The sequence below is a fragment of the Deinococcus malanensis genome, assembly GCF_014647655.1.
Lineage (GTDB): Bacteria > Deinococcota > Deinococci > Deinococcales > Deinococcaceae > Deinococcus > Deinococcus malanensis.
In genome coordinates this window covers 327,598-349,647 of record NZ_BMPP01000002.1, presented here as the reverse complement: position 1 = coordinate 349,647, position 22,050 = coordinate 327,598, and the positions used below count along the sequence as shown (strand labels likewise).

Genomic DNA, 22,050 nt, shown 5'->3' with positions numbered 1-22,050 from the left:
CCCTCTGGTCTCTTACGGCGCACCTGTCCCGGGCTGCCTTACCTGAGGGATCTGAAGATCCATTCGAGGGGTTCCGGAAGATACGATCTATCGAGAACTGTCTGCATGATTTTCCATGCAGACGATTTTTTCGGTTATGGCATGCCAGAGTGCTGTGCTCCATGCGGTCCAGAACAGCCCGCCCCGGGAATTCCCGGGGCGGGCGTGTTGTTGCCTGTGCTTCTGTGGCTGGCTGTCAGCGCCCACCGATGCGGTAGGTCACGCCGAAGCGCAGCCGGGTGCTGGCCTCGGCGCTTTCCACACCGATGCTGACGCTGGTGCGGGGATTGATGTTGTAGCCGGCACTGAAGCTGGGGCGGATGCTCTGCAGGTTCAGCCCGTTGAGCGGCGTGCTCACCTGGAAGGTGAAGCGGTTGTCGGGCGTGTTGTAGGTGGCGTTGATCAGGCCCTCTCCGTTGAGGTTCACTTGGTACTGCAGGTACAGGTCACGGGTCAGGTACGAGCCGAGCGTCAGGGTGGCGCCCACCGACCCATCCGGGTTCAGCAGCTGCGGCGTCAGGCGGAACACGTCCAGCCCGAACGCCCTGGCGATACTGCGTTCCAGCTCGCCCAGCACGAACACGTTCAGGGCGGTCTGCAGCGCACTGGCCCCCAGCGAGGCCAGGTTGTTCGGCAGCGCGGTGAGGTTCGGGACGCCCGTGGCCACCAGGGCATAGAGCTCGGCCTCGGTGTACGCCAGCCGCGTGTCGGGGTCCGAGCAGCTTGCCGCAGCAGCCGTGGGAGCGCAGCTCAGCACGGTGTTCAGCTCCAGCCCGCGGTCGCCTCCAGCGCGGGTCACGAAGTTGCCTGTGACGTTCAGGTTCACAGGCACCCGCTGCCGGGTGGTCGCGGCCAGCACCGTTCCGGTGGCGTTGAGGGTAAAGCTGGGGTACAGGCTCTCGCCGCTGAAGTTCACGCTGCTGGCCGTGATGTTGAATTCATTTTCCCGCAGGAAGATCACGCCGCGCTGCGCCACGATGTCACCGCGCACCAGGGGGCGGGCCCCGGTGCCGGACAGCACCAGGTTGCCGGAGAACTCGGCACGCGCCAGGTTCTCGTCGACCCGGATGCCGTTGGGCGCACGCAGCTGGATATCCCCGAACACCAGTCTTTCCAGGAACGGCAGCGCCGGACGGGCCGCCTCGCCTTCCGTTGCCGGACGTGGGAAGGTCGTGAACTCTACGGGCAGCGGGCTGTCGTAGTCGTCGGTGGTGCGTCCGCCCTCCGAAGCCGTGCGGGTGCGCCCGGGAGCAGGAATGACTTCGGGCGCGTTGACCCGGCCCAGGATCAGGCGCAGGAAATCCGCCGTGCCGGTCACGCGAACCAGATCACCGTCATCCACAGCGCGCAGGTCGGCATTCAGAATGCTCTCGCGGCCGTAGATCACTGCCAGCGGCAGGTTGTAGTTCCGGGCCGTCACGCTGAGGTCCCACTGCGGGGCGACTGACCCAGTGAGCTGCAGAACGCCGGTGCCCGCTGTGGGATTGGTGCTTCGGCTCTGGGCGTCCAGGGTCCAGCGATTGCCCGTTCCCTGGGCAATGGTCACGGTGGTGTTGGGCAGGGCGCCCAGAGCTTCGGGGGCCAGCAGGCCGCTGGCCGTGATGACCGTGCCGCTCAGGTCACCCAGCGTGAGCTGGCCGCGCAGGGTGACGTTCAGATCGGCACCGACCGTTCCCCCGGTCCGGACCCGGCCGCCGCCCGTGAAGGCTCCGCTGTCCGGCAGGTCACCGGTGAAGGACGGTACCTGCAGGCTCAGCCCGGCGACCGCGCCCGACAGATCCTGCGCCCGCAGCACACCGCGAGGGCGGTCGTACGTGCCAGCGGCGCTGAGGGTCACGGTCCCTTTCAGGCTGGGGTCCAGCTCAGCGAGGCCCGGCACCAGTTGCAGCACCGGGGTGAAGGTGGTGTTCGTGAACTGGGCGGTCAGGTCCACCCGCTCACGCGTGAACTGGCCCCGCACGTCCCACGTGCCCGCACCCGAGAGCTGCACATTAATATTTCGCAGTTCGCGGCGGGCGTAGTCCAGGGTGCCGCTGCCAGTCAGCGTTTCGGTGACGGCGTCCTTGCCCTGACCACTGGTGGCGCTCACGCGGATCCGTTCGGCCACCACGGTTGCCTCGCCGGCCTGTGGGTCAGCCAGCGGGAAACGGAAGCGGACCACACCTGTGACCACACCCTCTCCCGGGACGGTGCCCAGGGCAGCCGCGACCGCTGCGCCCAGGGGCAGCCCGCGCAGGTTGCCCTGTCCGAACACTTCTCCGGCGTTCAGACCGGCTGTGAACTCCGACTGTCCAAGAAAGCCGCGAATCCGCCAGTCGCCGGCCACCTGGGTGCCTTCGATTCGGGCGGGCAGGGTTCGCGGCCCCACCTTCAGGGCCTCGGAGCGGAGCGTAAAGGTGCCGCCTCCGTCGCGCAGGGTCGCTTCCCCGCTGATCGGCCCCGAGAGGCCAGGGGCGATCTTCAGGTCGGCGATTTCCAGGTCGCTGAGGGTGGCGCTGAGCCCGTAGCCTTCCTCGGTTGGCCGGAGGGCCAGAGCACCCTGCAGGGCCGGCACCAGATCGGCGATGCCCCCCGAGGCGTCCACGCGGACCTGTCCGGCCATGTCGCCGTCGATGGTGTTGCGGGCCAGGACGCGTGCCTCGAAGGTCTGACCGTTCAGGGTCACGCGGCCGTCGGCACGCAGGTCCTGTCCGGCCAGATCCAGTGGGAAGCGCGCGGCGTCCAGCGTGCCGCGCAGGCCGCCGTTGTCGGCCGAGACATCCACCGTGAGGCTGCCGTCCTCACGTGTCAGGCGGCCACCGACGCGCCCGGTCCAGTAATCCTGGCCCTGGGCAGCCGTGATGTTCAGGGTGCCGCTGGGCAGCGCCAGGGTGGCCTGCACGGCCGGGCGACCGGCCCGCAGGGTGATATTTCCGCTGACTTCTCCGTCCAGGTCCACGCCCAGGTAGGGGAGAGCGTAGGGCGTCCGTAATCCCGAAACCCGGACCGTGACCTGACCGTCCTGGGTGGCGGTGGTCACGCGGCCCTGGGCGGTCAGGCTGCCTCCCAGCCCCTCCAGCCCAAGCCGGGCCAGGTTGAGGCCAGGCAGGTTGGCCGCCACCTGGCCGTCCTGCCAGGTCAGCGTGCCACTGCGTTCGCCGTCGGTCACGGTAAGATCGGCCCCGGCCAGGCTGGCGCTGCCACTGGCGCGCCAGTCGCCGCGGCGGACGCTGAGCAGCACGCTTGGGTCGTCCAGCGGGCCGCTGGGGGTCACATTCAGGCTGAGTTCAGGCCGGCTCAGGCTGGCGGCGCCGCTCCAGCGCCATGGCCCGGTTGCTGCCGGTCTGAGCTCCACGACCCCATTTCCGGATGCGGCGGGACCATCCACCAGACGGACCTGCACGCCCTCGGTGTTGGCCACGATGCGCGCCCCCGCACCCAGCAGCCCCGCTTCACCCTGCACCAGCGGATGGTCGAATGCGCCGCTGACGCTGAGCTGGACCGGGCGCGACAGTAGACCCTGTGGACCGCCCGTCACGCGGGCCGTACCGCGCCAGCCGGTACGTGGATCGGCCTGAACATCCACCGCGGCACGCAGGCCCTGCAGTCCACCCAGGCTGCCGCGGACGGTCAGGGCCTGCGCGGCGTAGGTGGCACTCAGGGTTCCGTTCAGGGTGCCCGTGGTCCCCAGGCTCAACTCGGTGCGGCCACCCGGGTCGGCAGTGCCACTGGCAGACAGAATGCTGCCGGCAGCGTTCAGGCGCAGGTCGTTGACCTTGACCTGGGGGCCTTCAAAGGTGGCGACTGTACGTCCCGCCTGGGTCAGGGTCCCACGCAGTCCGGCCAGGGTGGCACTGAAGATCCCGGTCGTGTCACGCAACCGGACGCCGGCAGCCGCCGCTTCCCGCGAAGCCAGCGACCCGGCCAGCGTGGGCGCCGAGAGGCTGCCGCCCAGCGTGGCACTCACCGACAGCTGACCCGTGCCGTCCACGAGGGGCAGCGGTGTCAGGGCCAGCCGGCCGCTCAGGCCCGGAATCAGGCCCTGCCCGCCCGTCAGGGTCAGGCGGCCACTGCCCAGTTCGCCGGCACTCAGGTCGTAGTTGCCCTGGGCGTCGCCGCGCAGGATGACGGGAGCCTCTATCCCCTCCACCCGGACCTGCACGGCGCCGCCCAGACGCGGCCACGTACCACTGAGGTCCAGCGTGGCGCGGTTCTGGCCCTGGGTGACGGTCCCGTACAGTCGGGTGCGCAGGGTGCCGCGCCCCAGGTCCAGGTTCGAGGCTTCGGCATACAGCGTGCCCTCGGCGTCACCTTTCAGCGTGGCCCGGGCATTCAGACGGGGGTCGCGTACCCGGCCCGCGACGGTGAACAGGGCGTCGAGGCTGTCGGTGGTGGCGTTGACCGTCCCGGCCACGCTGGGATCGGCTGCAGCCCCACGCAGCGTCAGGTCGGCTGTCAGGGCGCCCTTGCCCAGCGATGCGGCGCCGACGTAGGCCGTCGGCAGGTCACGCACGGTCACGCGCACCCCAGCAGGCAGAGCACCGTCGGCGCGCAGCACGCCGCCACGCAGGCTGCCGGTCAGGGCCGTTTCCAGGGTCGTGGGCGTGTAGGTGGCGGAGCCGTACAGGCTGAACGGCCCGGTCTGCTCCTGCACGCCCTTCAGGGCCACATTGCGCAGGATAATGCGCTCGGGCAGCGCGTCCAGGGTGCCGCGTGCTTCCAGAGCACCGGCAAAGGTCAGGGCATCGATATCCAGCCCAGCAGGCAGCAGACGCGAGAGGCGGACGGTATCGGCGCGCAGGGTCGCCTCGTAACGGCCGCTGCGCAGGGTTGCGCCGCCCGCCACTTTGGGTCCGGCCAGACGCACGCTCAGGTCCCCCGCACGGTAGCTGGCCCCCAGGTCTCCGCTGAGGTCGCCCGCCGTGTCATGGACCCGGCCAGTAAAGGCAGCTTCCAGGGCCGACCAGGTGCGGCCCCCCAGGGTCACCCCGCCTGTCAGGCGCAACTGATCGGCGCGGCCCCACAGCGCGCCCATGTCGAAGGCCTGCAGGGTCAGGGTGCCGCCCGGTCGCAGCGGCAGCCCTGCACTCAGCGCGCCTGTCAGGCTGGCGGTGCGGGCGCCCTGACCCACGCGCGCGGCCACGTTGAGGGTGCCGCGGCCATCGAATACGGCGTCCAGAGGCCCTCCTGGAACTTCACCCACCGCACGCAGCGAACCGGTCCAGCCCGCCAGGGTGTTCCAGCCGGCCGTACCGTCAAGGCGTAGGGTCGTCCCGCTGCTGATAAACGGCGCGTGCACGGTCAGGCGCGCCGTCTGAAGGCCGCCCAGGGCATTGGTGCCCAGCTGTCCGCGCAGGCTGCCGGCCAGAGGAGCGCCGGTAAAGCCCGCCTTCCAGTCCTGACCCAGCAGCCGCGCGCTGACCTGTGAACCTCCTGCCTGCAGGCCGCTTCGGGTGTTCTGCAGGGTGCCCTGTACCGTGATGTCCGGCTTGGCCAGGGCGCCGCGTACCTGCGCAGTGTAGTTGCCAGGCAGATAGTTGGTCAGGGTTGCGCGGGCGCTGAGGTTCAGGGCCGGGAACACGGTCCCAGCCACCCGGGCCTGGACGCCGCTCAGGGTGGCCAAGGCTCCGCTCAGGCGCAGGGTGCCGTCCCGGAAGGAGGCAGGCGCGGTAAAGGCCACATCACCCACGGTGCCTGACGCATTCACCCGCAGGTCGGCCAGGGTGCCGCTGAGGGTAGCATTCACCCGGCCGCCGGTGCCGGTCAGGGCCCGCAGGTCCGGCACATTCAGGCTGCCTGCGGCGCGCCATCCGGCCAGGCCTGTGTTTCCGTCCTGCTGCGCGGTGAGATTGACGGCAGCGCCGGCGGCACTGCCGCTCAGGGTCACTCGGGCCTGGGACCCGGTCAGTCCGGTGGCTGTCGCATTGAGATCCAGGAAACGGCCCTCGACGGTGCCCGCCGCCCGAAGGATCAGGGACTCTTCGGCCCGGCCGGTCAGTGTGCCGCGGATGTCGTCCACACTCAGAACCGCGTTGGCCTCGGGATATAGCGGACCGGAAACCCGGATGGCGCGGCCGGCGATCGTGCTGGTCAGGTCGGCGCTGAGCTGCCCACGCGAGAGGCTCACGCGGCCGGTGGCCCGCTCTCCCTGGGCCCTCAGGTCCACCTGAGCCCGGCCACTGGCGCGCTCAAAGTCCAGCTCAGGAATATCCAGATCCACAGTCACCCGGCCCTGGGCTCCGGCCAGGACAGGCTCCAGGGTCCTGGCATCCAGCGTGGCTCCACGGACACTCAGGGTGCGGCCGTCATAGCGCAGCGGCACGCGGGTGCCCGGGTGGGTCAGTGTGCCGGCCACAGTGATGCGGCGCGCCCAGCCCAGCCGTGCATCCAGGTTCAGAGGCGCACCCTGGTAGCGGGTGCCAGTGGTCCGGAGCACCGCGCCGTCTCGTTTCAGCTGCGCGACCAGCCGGCCCGGCACCACCAGTGGACGTACTTCCCGTGGCAGTTGGCCCAGAACGGGGGAGAGGCTGGTGCTGACCGTGCCTCCTAGGGCCGGCAGCAGCGTGACCCGGCCGTCCAGGGGTCCGCTGGGGAGCGCGGCGAGCACCTTACCGGTACCGGTCAGCCGGGCTTCGCCAAGCTGGGAGTTCAGGGCATAGCGAAGTCTCTGGGCGCCGCTCCAGAACCCGTTGGTGTAGGTCAGGCCTCCTACGCTGGCGCGCAGATCGGTTACCGAGGCGCTCAGGGGGAAGATCTGTGCCGGTACCGTCAGGCGCAGGGGGTCGGTGCCGAAACTCTGGGCGTTGAGGCGCAGCGTGCCGCGCAGGGCGTCGGGGTCACCGCTGGCACGCGCCGTGAAGTACGGCCCGGTGACCAGGACATTGAGGTCCGAGACCTGGCTGGGGAGTGTCAGGCGGCCGCTGGCGCGAACCTGCTGCCCGGCGAATTCGCCCGTCGCCGTCAGGCGACCGTTGGCCGCGACTACCGTCAGCAGTCCGGCGCGCAGGGTGCCGGCCAGCTGGCCGTTCTCTGCACGCAGGGCCCCACGCAGCGTCTGCCCCGCGATCTGCAGTCCTGCAGTATCGACATCGAAATCAGACAAACCTCGCAGGGTGACCCGGGCCGATCCTCCTGCCGCGTCAAATACGCGCAGCGAGCCGCGCGGCTGGTCTCCCTGCCCGGTGACGCGGCCATCTACAGACAGGCCGTTGGCCACGGCACCGCGCACGCGCAGGTCATAGCGCCCATCCGGCAGTGACGCGGTGCCCGAGGCGCGGAGCCCCTCGCGGCTGCTGGCCTGCACGCGCAGGGCCTGCCAGGGCCCGTTCAGATTCAGCGTATAGCCTTCCAGGGTGCCGCGCGCTGCCACCTGACCACGGAACCCGGGCCCCCACGTGGCCGATCCCTGCACCTGACCGGTACGGCCAAAAGCGCTCAGGGGTTGGGTGCCGGTCAGGCGGACCAGCTCACGGTCGGCGTCGTAGCTGGCCCGCAGCCCGCCCCAGGTGCCGTTGACGGTGAGGTCGGGCGTCAGGGTAGCTCTGAGATTCACGTCCTGAGCCGGCACCGTGACCCTATTGAAGGTCAGGGCGCCCGTCCGCCCGGTGACCTGGGCCTGCAGGGCGGTGTAGGGACCAGAGACGCTGGCCTGCAGGGTCTGACCCTGGGCGCGGAGGGTGCCGGAGGTTTGTACATCCGGGTACACCCGCCCGGCCAGTTGTGCCTCGACCCCGTCTGCGGCGCGCACGCGCAGGTTGGCGTTGACTGGTCCGCCGGCGCGGGTCAGGGTCCCGGTGACCTGGGTGCCGGCCACGCGGGCGTTGACGTTGGCGCCGCCACCCAGGCCGGCCAGATTCAGGTCCAGCGTGCCGCTCAGGTCCGTTTCCCCCAGCAAGGGCCGCAGGGCCGCCAGATCGATCCTGCCCGTCGCGTTCAGGCGCTCGCCATCCAGAGAACCGCGTGCGGTCTCGCCGGCAGTCACCAACGTAAAGTTCACGCCGCGTTCAAGACTCAGCGTGCCGCGAATATCTGTGCCTTCTATCCGCGCCACCGTACGGAAAGGCGCCTGGAGTTCGGTATCGGCCAGCACGGTAACGCCGCCGGCCGTGCCCCGCAGGGAGGCGCTGCGTCCGCGTCCGACCGCACGCACGTCGAAGCCGTCCCCCTGGGCCCGCAGGGTGCCGAAGGCCTGCAGGTCCCGGTTCACAGTCAGGTTGCCGCTGACCCGGAGCACGTCCGCCACCTGGGTGCCGGTCAGGCGGACCAGCTCACGGTCGGCGTCGTAGCTGGCCCGCAGCCCGCCCCAGGTGCCACTGGCGCTGAACTCTGGAGTAAGCGTGGCTCTCAGGTTGACGGCCTGAGGGGGCACTGTGATTCCTCCCAGCGCTACAGCCGTGGTCCGCCCGGTGACCTGGGCCTGCAGGGCGGTGTAGGGACCAGAGACGCTGGCCTGCAGGGTCTGACCCTGGGCGCGGAGGGTGCCGGAGGTTTGTACATCCGGGTACACCCGCCCGGCCAGTTGTGCCTCGACCCCGTCTGCGGCGCGCACGCGCAGGTTGGCGTTGACTGGTCCGCCGGCGCGGGTCAGGGTCCCGGTGACCTGGGTGCCGGCTACGCGGGCGTTGACGTTGGCGCCGCCACCCAGGCCGGCCAGATTCAGGTCCAGCGTGCCGCTCAGGTCCGTTTCCCCCAGCAAGGGCCGCAGGGCACTCAGGTCCACGCGCCCTGTGGCGTCCAGTCGGTCCTCTTCGAGCAGGCCACGCGCCGTTTCATTGCCGGTCACAAGGGTAAAGTTCACGGCCCGCCCTACGCTGAGGGTGCCGCTGATATCTGCGCCCTCGACGCGCGCGGCGGTCCGGTAGGGCGCCTGGAGTTCGGTATCGGCCAGCACGGTAACGCCGCCGGCCGTGCCCCGCAGGGAGGCGCTGCGTCCGTGTCCGACCGCACGCACGTCGAGGCCGTCCCCCTGGGCCCGCAGGGTGCCGTAAGCCCGCAGATCGTTGGTGACGTTCATGTCTCCGCTGACCCGGATGCCGCTGGTCAGTCGCAGGCCGCGCAGGTTGGCTCCGAACACGCGGTTGTTCCAGACTAGACGCTGGCCTCCGGGACGGAAGGTGCCGCGCTGGCGCACGTAATTCACGTTGACCGGTCCGCTCAGCGTATCCGCCAGCCCAGGCACCTGCGCCGAGAGCTGCCCGCTGACGTCACCGCTGGAAAGGTTGACCCGGCCGCGGCCATTCAGGGTCGCGCCCAGGCCACTCAGGTTCTGCGCCTGCCAGTCGCCGATCAGGTCACGGTTCAGGTCCAGCTTCACCGGACCGAGGTCGGCTTTCAGGCCACGCTCGTTGTAGGTCACGACGCCGGCCAGCGGAAACGGCCCGGCCTGCCCGCCGCTGACCACCGCGCGCAGGTTCTCCGGGGTGCCGGTCAGGGCCACGCGTGCCAGTGCTTCGCCGTAGTCGGGATTCAGGACAGCATTGATCCGGGTGCCTTTGAGGGCCACCGTTCCGGACACCGGACCGCCCAGGGTCGCCCCCGAGAGGGTCACCACATTTTCTGCATTGATATCACCGCGCACGTTCAGGGGCTGGCTGCCGAAGTCTCCGATCCAGCTTGCCCGGCCTTCACGGCCGATGGCCCAGCGCGCGGTGAGCTTCTGGGAGCCGGCCAGCCCGGTCAGGGCACTGAACGCCAGATCGTTGGTCTGGTTGGCCTTGTCGCCGTCACGGCTCAGGTAGGTGTATTCGGCTTTCGCGTCACGAAACGGTACGCGGGCAAAGGAACCCGAAGCCTTGGCATAGCCCTTGACCCGCACGGTGCTCCAGCCGCCAGCGGTGACGCGCAGTTCCATGGGGCCTTCCCCGACCGTGTCCAGGGCTTGCGCCAGGCCCGAGACGGTCGGCCGGGCGTCGGCCGTGACCGTCCAGTTGCGCGCCTTGAGGTCCACGCTACCGTTTGCGGTGACGGGTCCATTCCAGCCGCGCCCGGCCAGCTTGAGGCCAATCTGGTCGCCGCGGTGTCTGGCGCTTCCGGTGATGTTCCGCACGACCACGAAGCGCGCGTCAGGAACCCGCAGAGCACCGCCGCGCAGGTTGAGGTCGCCGCGAATCGGGCCCTGGCCCACCAGATAGCGGCCCGTGATGCGCCCGGCGGTTACGCCCGGCCAGTAATGGTTCAGAACGCGGGCATCGGCGTCCACATCAATACGGTAAGTGTTGGCGCCGTTTTTTTCGCCGACCACCACATTGGCATTCAGCTCGCCCTCGGTGGTGCGGCCGCGGACAGCCAGCGCTCCATCCTGGGTGCGGGAGGCGCTGAACGAGCCGTTGGGTATATTCAGCCCCTGGCCGTTCACGTTCACCCGGGTGCCGCGAACGTCCACGCCGCCCAGAACAACCCTCCAGCCGCTGTTTTGCTGCTTGTCATTGCCCGCCAGCAACTCGCTCAGCTTCAGATTTACCGTTGCGTCGCGCACCGCCACATTCAGGCGCACCGTACGGGTTCGGGGATCAATAGCTGTGACCCGGACATCAGCCTGTTTTGCCTGAGCACTCAGCCCCGGCATGGTTACGCGGGCCCCCCGCAGGCTGGGAGACCACAGCGTACCGCCGACCCCCTCGGCGCTTATTCCCGCGTCCTGAGCCAGACGAGAGAGCGCCCAGCGTCCCAGCAAGGTGGGCGAATACGCTACCAGCGAGCCCAGCACGACAGTTACAAACAGGAGAATCCAAGGCCAGGCGGGCCGACGGCGCACGCTGGTATGCTCCTCGCCCGCTGAGGGGGTAGGCAGCTCAGGTGGCACAGAAGGTCCGGTGTTCACTTGTCACCGGCCCGCTGCGTCACACACAGGCAGAGTTTCTTGGTACGGTCCGGCATTCATTGCATTCTAGGGTTCCTCATATGAGGTGCGCTGTGCCTTTTCCTCACCCTCACGTCAGGCTTCACCTCCTTGACAGCGAAAGCCCGAGCACGCTTTGTCGTGCGCCGGGCGTTAGCATGGGCCGGTATGCGCCTCACCGCCCTGATTTCCGGCACCGTACAGGGCGTCGGATACCGCCGTTACGTCCAGCGATATGCCCGAGACCTGAAGGTCAGTGGGTACGCCGAGAACCTGTCTGATGGCCGCGTCGAAGTGGTGGCTGAGGGCCATGACCCCGATCTACAGCGGCTGCTGCACTGGATTGGCCGCGGTCCTCCCCACGCCCGCGTGCGCGAGGTGCAGACCCAGTACAGCGAGGCGACGGGCCTGCGCGACTTCCATGTGTACTGATAGTTGTAGGCGAGGCTAAGGCTTGACCCCGACAGAGGGTCAATGGAGTAAACCGGACGGAAATGTGCCCCGCCCATCAATGGAACGAATTATCAGTGTAAGCAGGCGGGGCCAGCAGTCCCGATTGGCCTGTCCGCTCACGAGAATGACCTTGAGACCAGAAGCCTCAGGCGAAAGGGTCAACGATATGGGTCCGAACAATCAGGTGAGGTTCCGGTGCTTTTCGCAACCAGGCCGAGCACAAAGCGGCTCCCGTGAAGACCTGGGCTGACCATACCTTACAGACAATCACGAAAAGCGGGCAGCCCGGCAGCACAGGCTCGTTTTACCCTAAGCTACGAGGATGGCCCGCCGTCAATCCAATTCCACCTGGCCCGATCCCACACCCGAGGCGGAGCCGCTCGCCTGTGCGCTGTGTCAGCGTGAAACCCCGGTCCTGACGCAGCACCATCTGATGCCGGTCCTGGCAGGGCGCCGCAAGGGCATGAAGGTTCAGGACCTGCCCACCGTGGGCCTGTGCTCGGCCTGTCACGGCTACGTTCACAACACGTTTTCCAATGCTGACCTGGCGGGACCCTACAGCTCACTGGAGGCCCTTCAGGAACACGAGGGGGTTATCAAATTCGTCAAGTGGGTCCAGAAACAGCCTGTATCCAGGGCAGTCAAGGTCAAGTAGAAGAGCCTGGTGCCTGGTTCCCGGAAGGGCAGGGGCGGGGCTGAAAAGCTCTGGCAATTCAGGTGGGTACGCCGGCATTACTGGCGATCAGCCGGGCCGCTTCAGCTGGGGAGACAACCGCCGTATCGATGCGCAGGGCGCCCGGCAGTGGCGGCAGGAGGCCCTGGGTATCCAGAGTCCGGCGCAACTGATCCGGGTCGCGCATTTTGGCCCGCTGTAGTCGCTCGGGCAGGGTAAGTCGGCGGCAGAGCTCATCCGTGTGGCACTCCAGCCAGACCGGGACGTATTTGGCCTGCCGCGCCTGAGCCACCTCCCGGATACGCTGCGCTGTGGCCGCACCCTTGTCCTGGGCATTGTGGTAAGCCGTAAAAATCTGCTGCACGTCGGGCAGAGCCATGCGCGCCGCCTGCAGCCCCAGGGCCCAGACCCGGGTTCCCAGTTCCTGAAGTTCCGCGGGAATGGGCCGCAGCCCGTCGGCACCGTACGGCTTGTACACTGCGTCGCGGAACAGGTGATTGTCCAGCAGCACCGCGCCGGTCAGCAGGGCAAGCTCCAGGCCGACGGTTCGTTTGCCACTTCCGGGCGCGCCGATCAGGTGATACACGACAGGAGACATGGAAGCAGGGTAGGGCTAATCTCTTCGCCACCTGCCAAACGGCGAGGGGCCCTGATATTCACCCAGGGCCCCTCGCGGTCAGGGGTGTTATTCGAGGACGGCTTCGTGGGTGATTTCCACGTTGCCTTTCATGACCCGGCTCAGGGGGCAGGCATCGGCAGCCTGGGCCACGTGCTTTTCGAATTCGGCCTGATCAATATTGCCGACCTTCCCGCGGATGGTCAGGCGCATGGTGCTGACCTTGAAGCCGGGGCCATCCTTGACCATTTCGCAGGAAGCCTCGGTGCGCAGGTCCTCGGGCTGATGGCCGTGCGCCGCCAGCATGGCAGAAAGCTGCATGGTGAAGCATCCGGCGTGGGCAGCGGCCAGAAGTTCTTCGGGGTTCGTGCCGGGGGCTTTGTCCTGCTCGAAGCGAGCCTTGAAGGAGTAGCCGTTTTCCTTCAGGGCGCCGCTTTCGGTGCTGACCGTCCCGTTACCGCTTTTCAGGTCTCCGAACCACTGGGCGTTTGCCTTTCTCGTGATGTCTGCCATGGTTCCCAGTCTGCGGGCTGCGGGTGATGCCTGGCATGGGGTGCTGTTTACCCGAACTTCATGCCCGGTACACTGCCGGGATGACATGGCAGCAGTGGAACGTGACCGGAGCACCTGTGGCCGGGTTCGTCTGGAATGCCCCCAACCCACGTGGGGCGGTGCTGCTCTCGCATGGCGTGGGCGAGTACTCCGGGCGCTATGTCGAGCGGTACCACGCCCTGATTCCGACCCTGGTCTCAGCGGGATTTACCGTCTATGCCTATGACCAGCGTGGCCACGGTCAGTCTGCCGGGCGGCGCGCCGTGGTGGATATGCGGGTGCTGGTCGAAGATCACCTGCTGGCGCGGGAGGCACTGCGCACCCAGAGTGGACCGCTGTTCGCCTTCGGACACAGCATGGGTGGCCTGGTCACGGCGGCCAGCGTGGCCCGTGATCCACGCGGACTAACCGGCGTGATCCTGTCCAGCCCCCTCTTGCTGGTGGGCGAGGATGAGTCGCCCCTTATGAAGAAGGTGGCTCCACTGCTGGCCCGCGTCGCGCCCGCACTGCCAGTCACGGCGCTGGACACGGGTGGGCTGTCGCGTCTGGCAGACGAGGTCAGCGCTTATCAGGCCGATCCCGGTGTGTATCAGGGAAGGGTACCGGCCCTGACTGGCGCGAGCATGCTGACGCTCAGCACGCGGCTGTGGGCGCTGTACGACCGCTGGACCCTGCCGACCCTGGTGATTCACGGCTCCGCCGACCGCATCACCGACCCACGCGGCAGTCAGCGGTTTGTGGACGCTATTGCCAGCACCGACAAGACCTTCGCGCGACTGGAAGGTGGGCACCACGAACTGCTCAACGATGAGTGCCGTGCCGAGGTCCGTGACCGGATCGTGGAGTGGCTCCAGGCGCGCAGCCCACAGGCATGACCCTCTGAGCTTCGGGCTGTCCCTGTTAAAAATGCAATAGAGGCGCACCTGACCGGCCGCCTCCATCTTCTTGAGTCCAGCGTTACACGCCCATCGAGATGAACTTGATTTCCAGGTACTCGTCCAGGCCCCAGTGCCCGCCCTCACGGCCCACACCGCTGTTTTTCATACCGCCGAAGGGCACGTTGGGCGCGCCGTTGCTGGGCCCACCGTCGTTGATCCCCACGATGCCGTATTCAAGTGCCTCGGCCACCCGCCAGGCCCGGCTCAGGCCGCGGGTAAAGGCGTAGGCCGCCAGACCGTATTCACTGTCGTTGGCCAGCCGCAGCGCCTCTTCCTCGGTGTCGAAAGGCACGATGGGCGCCACCGGTCCGAAAGTCTCTTCGCGCAGGATCAGACTGCCCGGGTCCACGTTGGTCAGAATGGTGGGCTCGAAGTACAGCCCCCCCGTGGCCCTGCCGCCCACCGTGGCGACCGCACCACGGTCCAGGGCGTCTTTCACGTGGGCCTGAATCTTGTCCAGTCCAGCCTGCTCCACCACCGGCCCGATACGGGTCTGGTCGTCCAGGGGATCGCCCAGCGTGAGCTTGGCAGTCCGGGCACTCAGCAGCCGGGTGAATTCCTCCATCACCGAACGCTGGACATAGATCCGGTTGGTGCAGATGCAGGTCTGCCCGGCGTTGCGGAACTTGCTGCTGACCACCTCACGTGCGGCACGTTCCAGGTCGGCATCCTCGAAAACCAGGAAGGGCGCATGGCCGCCCAGTTCCAGAGAGACGCGCTTCATGGTCCTGGCGGCCTGCTCGTACAGCAGCCGGCCCACCGGAGTGCTGCCGGTGAAGGTTAGCTTGCGCACTCGGCTGTCTTCCATAAACGGCACCGTGAATGCAGCGGCGTCATTGGTGGGCAGTACCTGCAATGTATTGGCTGGACCGCCGGCCTCCAGCCACAGTTCAGCCAGATACAGCGCGGTCATGGGGCTCTGCTCGGCGGGTTTGAGGATCATGACGCAGCCGGCGGCCAGGGCCGGGGCGGCCTTGCGGGTAATCATGCCGGCCGGGAAATTCCACGGCGTCACCGCGTACACGATGCCCACCGGCTCCGCACTGGAAAAACCCCGCTTGTTGCCCAGGCGCATGGCGATGCGCTCGCCGCCGATGCGGCTGGCTTCTTCCGCGCACCATTCGATAAAGCTCGCGGCGTAGTGCACCTCGCCGCGCGTCTCGGTGATGGGCTTGCCCATCTCCAGGGTCATCAGCCGGGCCAGCTCTTCTTTGTGCTCCAGCATCAGGTCATGCCAGCGGCGCAGCACCTGCCCGCGTTCGTAACCGGTGGTCCGCCGCCAGTCACGCAGCGCGGTCTCGGCGGCGTCGATGGCACGCCGGGCGTCGTCGGCGGTGCAGTCGGCCACCGCGCCGATACTCTGGCCGTTGCCAGGGTGAAAGATCTCGAAGGTTCGTGGGGTGGTGTGCCACTCGCCCGCAAAGTAGGCCATCGTGCGGGTCACGGGGTCAAGCTGGGTGGTGGTCATACCTCAGTGTGCCTCAAGCCTGAGCCCCTGAAGGTGCCTGCGTCCGGGGCGACCGGACCCTCCCTGACCACCACGACGACCCACGTGAGGGCCCAGGGCCCACAGAATTGAGGATTTCTTGGGCCTGCCGGGAGACTGAAGCCGGATTCACTATGCTGGAGCACAAACCGCCTGCCGTCATGGCAGGCCACCCGGAGGATGAAGCATGGAAGAACGCAAGAGCATGGGAAGCGCACTGGTCGATGTATTCGACGCAGGCGTTACCCTCGTGAAATCGGAGATCAACAATGTGGCGCGCAAGGTCGGCGACGTTGCCAAGGCCAAGGGCATCGGCGTCGTCATGCTGCTGGCGGCGGTGGGACCGCTCGTTATGGGCCTGATCTTCCTGATTCTGACGGTCTTCTATGGCCTGATGGCTCTGGGTCTGCCGGCCTGGGCCGCTGCCCTGATCATCGCTGTGCTGAGTCTGGCGGTCACGGGTCTGCTGGTCATGATGGGGCTCAAGAAGCTCTCTGCCGAGGTGCCGAACGAGGAGCCGCTGGTGGACCGCGACCCATCCACCATGACCGAGGACGAGCGTCTCGAGGCGCAGTATCAGGCCGAGCAGCGCGCTGCAAAGCAGTCCAGCCAGTCGGCCACGGTTTCGGCCCCGATCAGCGGCTCGCAGGTGGCTGCCGGCACGACCACCTACGGCGTCGGCTCGGATCGTCTGTCGGCAAACGATGTCGAGGGCCACGCCTCCGGGATGCAGAAGACCGCCAACAGTGAACCCGTACCGGTGTATGAAAGCACGCCGTCCGGCCAGCCACAGGTGTATGGCAACAACCTGAACAAGAAGCTCCAGGGTGACGATGAGCACGGCCATGATTCCGACGTTCAGCACCCGGTCGTGCTCAAGGACCAGCCCGGTATCACAGTCAGCACCTCGCCCACGTTCAAGGAAGACATGAAGAAGGAGGGGTACTGATGGCCGACCAGCCTAAACCCGCGCAGCCCATGCCTTACACGCCGGTGCCCCAGCCCATGACCGAGCGTGAGGCCGCGCGTGCACGCCTGCGCGCCAGCGTGGACGCCCTGGCCCGTGAAGCCAGCCTGCAGGCCCAGTTGCAGAAAGAGCCGCTCAAGATGCTGGGCGGTGCCTCGGCCGTCGGCGCGGTGATCGGCATGGTGATGGGCCGCAGCCTGCGGCGCAGCAAGAAGATCTATGTGCATGCGGGTAGCCCCGTCAAGCACCAGAAAGCGCTGGTCAAGGCCCAGAAAAAACAGAGTGGCCAGAGCGTGGGCGGCGCCCTGGTGGCTACACTGGGCACCCTGGCGATCCGCACCCTGACCCAGAAGGTCCTGACCCCCAAACTTGAACAGCTGTCGGATTCGATGCTTCATAAGGCCGGCCAGCCTGGCGCGGCCCATCCCAAGGCCGTGACGAAAACCAGCACCGTGCCAACTGTTACCACTCCTGGCATGCCGGTCAGGGTCACGCCCTCTAGTGCCGGAGCAGCCACACTTAGCAGCACGGCCACCAGCACCACGAGCAGCGCGGCTGCCGGTTCCGATACCAGCCCGGCGGCCTCGTTCCTGAAACATCCCGGTGTGGTGCCAATGCCGGAAAGCCACGTCGAGGCCAAGGCGGTGGGCACCCCGATTGCCCCCGAGGAGCGCTCCAACCCCAACGCCCGCTGAATTGTCTGCTCCTGGCAGCCTACCGCACAGGTGGGCTGCTTTTGATTTGGCGTTCTCAAAATTTGCTATGCTGCCCGGCATGACCGCGACCCGCAGCACCCGCCAACGCGACGTGATCTCCCGCGTGCTGGACGGCGCGGAAGGCCCGCTGACGGTGGGGGAGGTGCTGCGCCGCGCCCAGACCGACCTGCCCGGGCTGGGCATCGCCACGGTGTACCGCACCCTGAAGCTGCTGACCGAGCAGCGGCGCATCCACCCGGTGGCCCTGGACGGCGAGACGCTGTATGAGCCCAGTGGGCGGGGTCACCACCATCATTTTTCGTGCACCAGCTGCCACCGGGTCTTTACGCTGCACAGCTGCCCGCTGAGCCTGCCGGCCGGCAGCGTCTACCCCGGAGGCTTCGTGGTGGAGGCCCATGAGGTCACGCTGTATGGCCGCTGCCCCCAGTGCGCCGCCACTGGATGACCCCGCGCTGAGCCACCTGTCCGGACGTTTGCCTTGACCGCCCTTGCCCCGGGGCGGTAGTTTGTTGGATAGCTCCCGCGTGGAGCAACCCACTTCAGAGCGCCCGAGAGACCTGGCTCGTCGACGGCGCGGCAACCGGACCTCATCGCGTCACGGTGCCCCAGCCAGCCCACCGCACGTTAACGATGATGCCTGCGCGTGGGAGCAAGAGGGAAGGTCACGCGGATGAAACGCGCCCCTTCTCAGTACCGAGAGGGGCGCTGCCTGTTAGCGCCCCCACAGATCCCGTCCCATTTTCTGTGAGGAGGCCACACCATGGCTCTGAAATTCGAGACCCTGCAGGTTCATGCTGGGCAGCAGCCCGATCCCACGACCGGTGCCCAGGCCGTGCCGATCTATGCCACCAACAGCTACGTGTTTCAGTCTCCCGAGCACGCCGCCGACCTGTTTGGCCTGCGGGCCTTCGGGAACATCTACAGCCGGATCCAGAACCCCACGACCGCCGTGTTCGAGGAGCGTGTGGCGGCGCTGGAAGGCGGCGTGGGCGCCCTGGCGGTCTCCAGCGGTCACGCCGCACAATTCGTGGCGATCACGACGCTGGCCCAGGCCGGAGACAACATCGTGGCCAGTCCCAACCTGTACGGCGGCACCATCAACCAGTTCCGCGTGACCCTGCGGCGCCTGGGAATCGAGGTGCGCTTTACCGGCAAAGACGAGCGTCCCGAGGAGTTCGCGGCCCTGATCGACGACCGTACCCGCGCCGTGTACCTGGAGACCATCGGCAACCCGGCCCTGAACATCCCGGATTTTGAGGGTGTGGCGGCTGAGGCCCACGCGCGTGGTGTGGCGGTCATCGTGGACAACACCTTCGGCGCGGGCGGCTACTACTGCCAGCCGCTGCGGCACGGGGCCGACATCGTGACCCACAGCGCCAGCAAATGGATCGGCGGGCACGGCAACGGGATTGGCGGGGTCATCGTGGACGGCGGCAACTTCAACTGGAACAACGGCCGCTATCCCCTGATGACCGAGGCCTCGCCCAGCTATCACGGTCTGAACTTCTGGGAGACCTTCGGCACCAGCAATCCGCTGGGCCTGCCCAACGTCGCCTTTATCATCCGCGCCCGCACCGAAGGCCTGCGGGACCTGGGGACCACCCTGGCTCCGCAGCAGGCCTGGCAATTCCTGCAGGGCCTGGAAACGCTGTCCCTGCGCGCCGAGCGCCATGCGCACAATGCCCTGACCCTGGCCTCCTGGCTGGCCGCCCACCCTGACGTGAGCCGGGTGACCTACCCTGGCCTGAGCAACCACCCCCATTACGACCGTGCCCAGCATTATCTCCCGCGTGGAGCGGGCTCGGTGCTGACCTTTGAACTGCGGGGTGGCCGCGCGGCAGGCGAGGCATTTATCCGCAGTGTGAGACTCGCGCAGCACGTGGCCAACGTGGGCGACACCCGGACCCTGGTGATTCATCCGGCCAGCACCACCCACAGCCAGCTCGACGAGCAGACCCAGGCCACGGCCGGCGTGACGCCAGGGCTGATCCGCGTCTCGGTCGGGATCGAGCACATCGAGGACATTCAGGAGGATTTTGCGCAGGCGCTGGCCGCTGCCCCTGACCTGCTGCCCTCGGGTGACGAACCAGCGGTGCTGACCGGAAGCCCCTCGCTGGTCGGGGATGAAGGGTGACGGCCCTGATCCACCCTGCCCACCAGACGCCGCCCGCTGCTGCGGACCGATGTCCGGTTCAGCAGACGGTGACCCTGTTCCGGCATGAACCGCTGCTGCTCGATTGTGGTCAGGCCGTGAACGACGTGCGGGTGGCGTACCACACCTACGGCGAGGCCCGCGAGGACGCCACACTGGTCCTGCATGCCCTGACCGGAAACAGCGCCGTTCACGAGTGGTGGCCGGAGTTTCTGGGTAAAGGTTGCCCCCTGGACCCCGAGCTCGGTTTCGTGGTGTGTGCCAATGTGCTGGGTGGCTGCGCCGGAAGCACCAGCCCCGGTGAACTGCCCCCGGTGGGTGGCGGGGACGCCCCCCTGAGCCTGCGCGACATGGCCCGGGTGGGGCGTGCGCTGCTGGAGCACCTGGGTGTGCGGCGGGTGCGGCTGGTGGGCGGCAGTATGGGCGGCATGCTGGCTTACGCCTGGCTGCTCGAATGCCCGGACCTGGTGGAAAGGGCCGTGATTATCGGCGCGCCGGCACGGCACTCGCCGTGGGCAATCGGCCTGAACACCGCGGCGCGCAGCGCCATCCAGGCTGCGCCCGGGGGAGAGGGCCTGAAGGTCGCCCGGCAGATCGCCATGCTGTCCTACCGCAGCCCCCAGAGTTTTGCACTGACGCAGGCCGGGCAGCGTGCTCCCGGGACCCCGGCCATCACGTCCTATCTGCAGTATCAGGGCGAGAAACTCCACGCGCGCTTCTGCGAACGCAGCTACGTCGCGCTGACCTGGGCGATGGATACTTTCCAGCCGACCGACGCCGAGCTGCGCAGCATCCGCACCCCGGTTCTAGCTGTGGGAATCAGCAGCGATGTGCTGTATCCGCCTGCTGAGGTTCAGGCCTGCGCCGCGCTGCTTCCCTGTGCCCAGTACTGGGAACTGGACAGCGTTCATGGCCACGACGCCTTCCTGATGGACGCCCAGGATCTGCCCGAGCGGGTCGGTGCCTTTCTGCGCGGCCACTGACCCGTCTGGCAACCGAGCAAGGCAAAGGCCGGGCTGCTTGGGCCACGGCCTGAAGTCGGGTGGGGAGTCTCAGGGCCCGGTCATACGGACTCCGATTGAGTCGTTTGCAAGAACCATTCAACCCGAGCAAGGCGAGTGGGAGAAAAACGGGTTCCGGGCGTGGAATTGACAAACCGGCGCTCTTCCGGTTTATCAATGAAACAGACGGAATCCGTATCAGTCGCTGGCAGTCAGCGTGCCGGGGCCTGCTGCGAGCGGCTCAGCGTGGCGCACGCTCTTGTACCAGGTATTCCGGCCCGTAAAGTGGCGGTAGAAGGCCAGCGGCAGGGACCATAGCGTGATTGCACTGAAAATAGGCAGCGTGCCCATGATGTACGCGACCGAGGTCCATGGCAGCTGCTGCTCACGGCGGTAACGGACGGCCCAGTTCAGCTGGAAGCCCAGCGGCAGGACCGTGAAGACCAGGCCTACCCAGCCGGGCGTGGACAGTCCCTGGACCTTCAGCACCCTGCGCAGCGGCTGCGTGCCCATGCTGAGCAGCAGCGCCGCGTTCAGCCAGGGTCCCAGGATCAGATAGGTGAAATCGATCAGGGTGACTGGGTGCGTGCCGCTGCGCACGAGACGCGGCAGGTAGGGCAGGCATTCCATGGTGCCCTGGATCCAGCGGGCCCGCTGACGCATGAACGGCACGGCATCGATCATGCCCTGCTGCCCCACATGGGCGGTGAGCATGGCGATACGGTGCCCTGGGTTGTCCAGCCGGATCTCCAGCGCGCTGCCAAAGTCTTCAAGCAGCACATCGGGCCAGGGAAGCACCCCACGGCCAAGCTGATGGGCCACGTAACTGGCGCGCATGCACTGGCCATTGCCTGTCAATGACGCCGTGCCGGCCCAGTGACGGACCCGCTGGTAATGGCCCAGGATGAAGTTTTCGAGATCCTGCTGCACCAGCAGAATGCGCGCAATAAAGCCCCGCGAGCCCGGCAGCGGGATTGTGGTCTGCCGGTAGCGCATCCAGGCCTGGGCGGCCATGACCTGCGGGTCCAGAAAGGCCCCACGCACCTGCGGCGCGAAATCCGGACCAATCCTGCCGTCGGCGTCGATGCCGATGAGAACTTCCTGACTAAGGTCTCGTCCCTGCAGCGGTCCCTGGAGCAGCTGGGCCACGGCCCAAGTCATGGCCTTGCCCTTGTTCTGCCGGGCATCCGGAAACTCGCGCCGCAGCAGCTGCACGCCAGGGTCGTCCCCGGCCACACGCTGCACAATCTGTGGGGTCTGGTCGTCACTGGCGTCGTCGATCACGACCACGCGCGCCTCCGGAGCCATTTCACGCAGGTTCCGGAGGGTCGGTTCGATGACCTGCTCCTCGTTCAGGGCCGGGACCAGAAAGGTCAGGCTGGCGCCCTGGTCGGCCCTGGCAGTAGGCAGCTGGCGGGGCGGAATGACGGCACTGGCCAGTTGCTGCGCGGCATACAGGCCAAACGAAGCCAGGCCGATGACATCAAGCAGGGTCAGGAATTTTCTCAAGGGGTCTCCTGTCGTCACGCACGGGCGTGAATTCTCCGGACACTATGTCATTTCACGCCGTGGTGTCATTTGTCAGGACGTGCCTGGACCCCGGACAAGCTTCCTTTGCCGGGTCAGCACGGTCATCACAAC

At 67.4% G+C, this 22,050-nt stretch carries 13 protein-coding genes; 8 read left to right on the top strand and 5 right to left on the bottom strand.

Annotated elements, in window-relative coordinates:
• Window positions 1-235: 235 nt before the first annotated feature.
• Window positions 236-10,771 carry a translocation/assembly module TamB domain-containing protein gene (locus IEY49_RS04030; RefSeq protein ID WP_189004776.1) on the bottom strand — a complete coding sequence of 3,512 codons (10,536 nt, stop codon included), beginning with the start codon at window positions 10,769-10,771 and terminating at the stop codon, window positions 236-238.
• A 252-nt stretch (window positions 10,772-11,023) separates the two neighbouring features.
• Between IEY49_RS04030 and IEY49_RS04025 the strand changes: the two genes are divergently transcribed.
• Window positions 11,024-11,287: an acylphosphatase gene (locus IEY49_RS04025; RefSeq protein WP_189004768.1), complete on the top strand. Its 264-nt coding sequence runs from the start codon at window positions 11,024-11,026 to the stop codon at window positions 11,285-11,287.
• 343 nt (window positions 11,288-11,630) lie between these two features.
• Window positions 11,631-11,963, top strand: coding sequence for an HNH endonuclease (locus IEY49_RS04020; protein WP_189004766.1), 333 nt, complete (start codon window positions 11,631-11,633; stop codon window positions 11,961-11,963).
• Between the two features lie 58 nt (window positions 11,964-12,021).
• Here the strand turns inward: IEY49_RS04020 and IEY49_RS04015 are convergent, their stop codons facing one another.
• Both IEY49_RS04015 and IEY49_RS04010 read right to left on the bottom strand, forming a co-directional pair.
• Complete coding sequence (locus IEY49_RS04015; RefSeq protein WP_189004764.1) at window positions 12,022-12,579, bottom strand: P-loop nucleotide/nucleoside kinase family protein; 558 nt, start codon at window positions 12,577-12,579, stop codon at window positions 12,022-12,024.
• 87 nt (window positions 12,580-12,666) lie between these two features.
• Entirely contained in the window at window positions 12,667-13,110 is a 444-nt protein-coding gene (locus tag IEY49_RS04010; protein ID WP_189004762.1) for an OsmC family protein, read from the bottom strand.
• An 80-nt stretch (window positions 13,111-13,190) separates the two neighbouring features.
• Here IEY49_RS04010 and IEY49_RS04005 point away from each other — a divergent pair, with 80 nt between their 5' ends.
• Window positions 13,191-14,024: an alpha/beta hydrolase gene (locus IEY49_RS04005; protein ID WP_189004760.1), complete on the top strand. Its 834-nt coding sequence runs from the start codon at window positions 13,191-13,193 to the stop codon at window positions 14,022-14,024.
• Window positions 14,025-14,106: 82 nt separating this feature from the next.
• On the opposite strand, the gene IEY49_RS04000 is transcribed toward IEY49_RS04005, so the two are convergent.
• Window positions 14,107-15,555 carry an NAD-dependent succinate-semialdehyde dehydrogenase gene (locus IEY49_RS04000; protein ID WP_189004758.1) on the bottom strand — a complete coding sequence of 483 codons (1,449 nt, stop codon included), beginning with the start codon at window positions 15,553-15,555 and terminating at the stop codon, window positions 14,107-14,109.
• A gap of 205 nt (window positions 15,556-15,760) precedes the next feature.
• On the opposite strand from IEY49_RS04000, the gene IEY49_RS03995 reads away from it, so the two are divergent.
• The 5 genes from IEY49_RS03995 to IEY49_RS03975 all read left to right on the top strand — a co-directional run bounded on the left by IEY49_RS03995 (window position 15,761) and on the right by IEY49_RS03975 (window position 20,391).
• Window positions 15,761-16,522 (top strand): phage holin family protein, encoded by a 762-nt coding sequence (locus IEY49_RS03995; RefSeq protein ID WP_189004756.1) that lies wholly within the window; start codon window positions 15,761-15,763, stop codon window positions 16,520-16,522.
• Complete coding sequence (locus tag IEY49_RS03990) at window positions 16,522-17,235, top strand: hypothetical protein (protein ID WP_189004754.1); 714 nt, start codon at window positions 16,522-16,524, stop codon at window positions 17,233-17,235. Before IEY49_RS03995 ends, IEY49_RS03990 begins: the two co-directional genes overlap by 1 nt.
• A gap of 79 nt (window positions 17,236-17,314) precedes the next feature.
• Complete coding sequence (locus IEY49_RS03985; protein WP_189004752.1) at window positions 17,315-17,701, top strand: Fur family transcriptional regulator; 387 nt, start codon at window positions 17,315-17,317, stop codon at window positions 17,699-17,701.
• Between the two features lie 315 nt (window positions 17,702-18,016).
• Window positions 18,017-19,390, top strand: coding sequence for an O-acetylhomoserine aminocarboxypropyltransferase/cysteine synthase family protein (locus IEY49_RS03980; protein WP_189004750.1), 1,374 nt, complete (start codon window positions 18,017-18,019; stop codon window positions 19,388-19,390).
• Complete coding sequence (locus IEY49_RS03975) at window positions 19,387-20,391, top strand: homoserine O-acetyltransferase family protein (protein ID WP_189004749.1); 1,005 nt, start codon at window positions 19,387-19,389, stop codon at window positions 20,389-20,391. Before IEY49_RS03980 ends, IEY49_RS03975 begins: the two co-directional genes overlap by 4 nt.
• Before the next feature lie 216 nt (window positions 20,392-20,607).
• Here the strand turns inward: IEY49_RS03975 and IEY49_RS03970 are convergent, their stop codons facing one another.
• Entirely contained in the window at window positions 20,608-21,918 is a 1,311-nt protein-coding gene (locus IEY49_RS03970) for a glycosyltransferase family 2 protein (protein ID WP_189004747.1), read from the bottom strand.
• Window positions 21,919-22,050 lie beyond the last annotated feature (132 nt).

What these genes read in the sequence shown, in the direction of transcription:
- IEY49_RS04025 (WP_189004768.1), top strand. Translation starts at nt 11,024, where the DNA reads ATGCGCCTCACCGCCCTGATTTCCGGCACCGTACAGGGCGTCGGATAC.
- IEY49_RS04020 (WP_189004766.1), top strand. Translation starts at nt 11,631, where the DNA reads ATGGCCCGCCGTCAATCCAATTCCACCTGGCCCGATCCCACACCCGAG.
- IEY49_RS04015 (WP_189004764.1), bottom strand. Translation starts at nt 12,579, where the DNA reads ATGTCTCCTGTCGTGTATCACCTGATCGGCGCGCCCGGAAGTGGCAAA.
- IEY49_RS04010 (WP_189004762.1), bottom strand. Translation starts at nt 13,110, where the DNA reads ATGGCAGACATCACGAGAAAGGCAAACGCCCAGTGGTTCGGAGACCTG.
- IEY49_RS04005 (WP_189004760.1), top strand. Translation starts at nt 13,191, where the DNA reads ATGACATGGCAGCAGTGGAACGTGACCGGAGCACCTGTGGCCGGGTTC.
- IEY49_RS04000 (WP_189004758.1), bottom strand. Translation starts at nt 15,555, where the DNA reads ATGACCACCACCCAGCTTGACCCCGTGACCCGCACGATGGCCTACTTT.
- IEY49_RS03995 (WP_189004756.1), top strand. Translation starts at nt 15,761, where the DNA reads ATGGAAGAACGCAAGAGCATGGGAAGCGCACTGGTCGATGTATTCGAC.
- IEY49_RS03990 (WP_189004754.1), top strand. Translation starts at nt 16,522, where the DNA reads ATGGCCGACCAGCCTAAACCCGCGCAGCCCATGCCTTACACGCCGGTG.
- IEY49_RS03985 (WP_189004752.1), top strand. Translation starts at nt 17,315, where the DNA reads ATGACCGCGACCCGCAGCACCCGCCAACGCGACGTGATCTCCCGCGTG.
- IEY49_RS03980 (WP_189004750.1), top strand. Translation starts at nt 18,017, where the DNA reads ATGGCTCTGAAATTCGAGACCCTGCAGGTTCATGCTGGGCAGCAGCCC.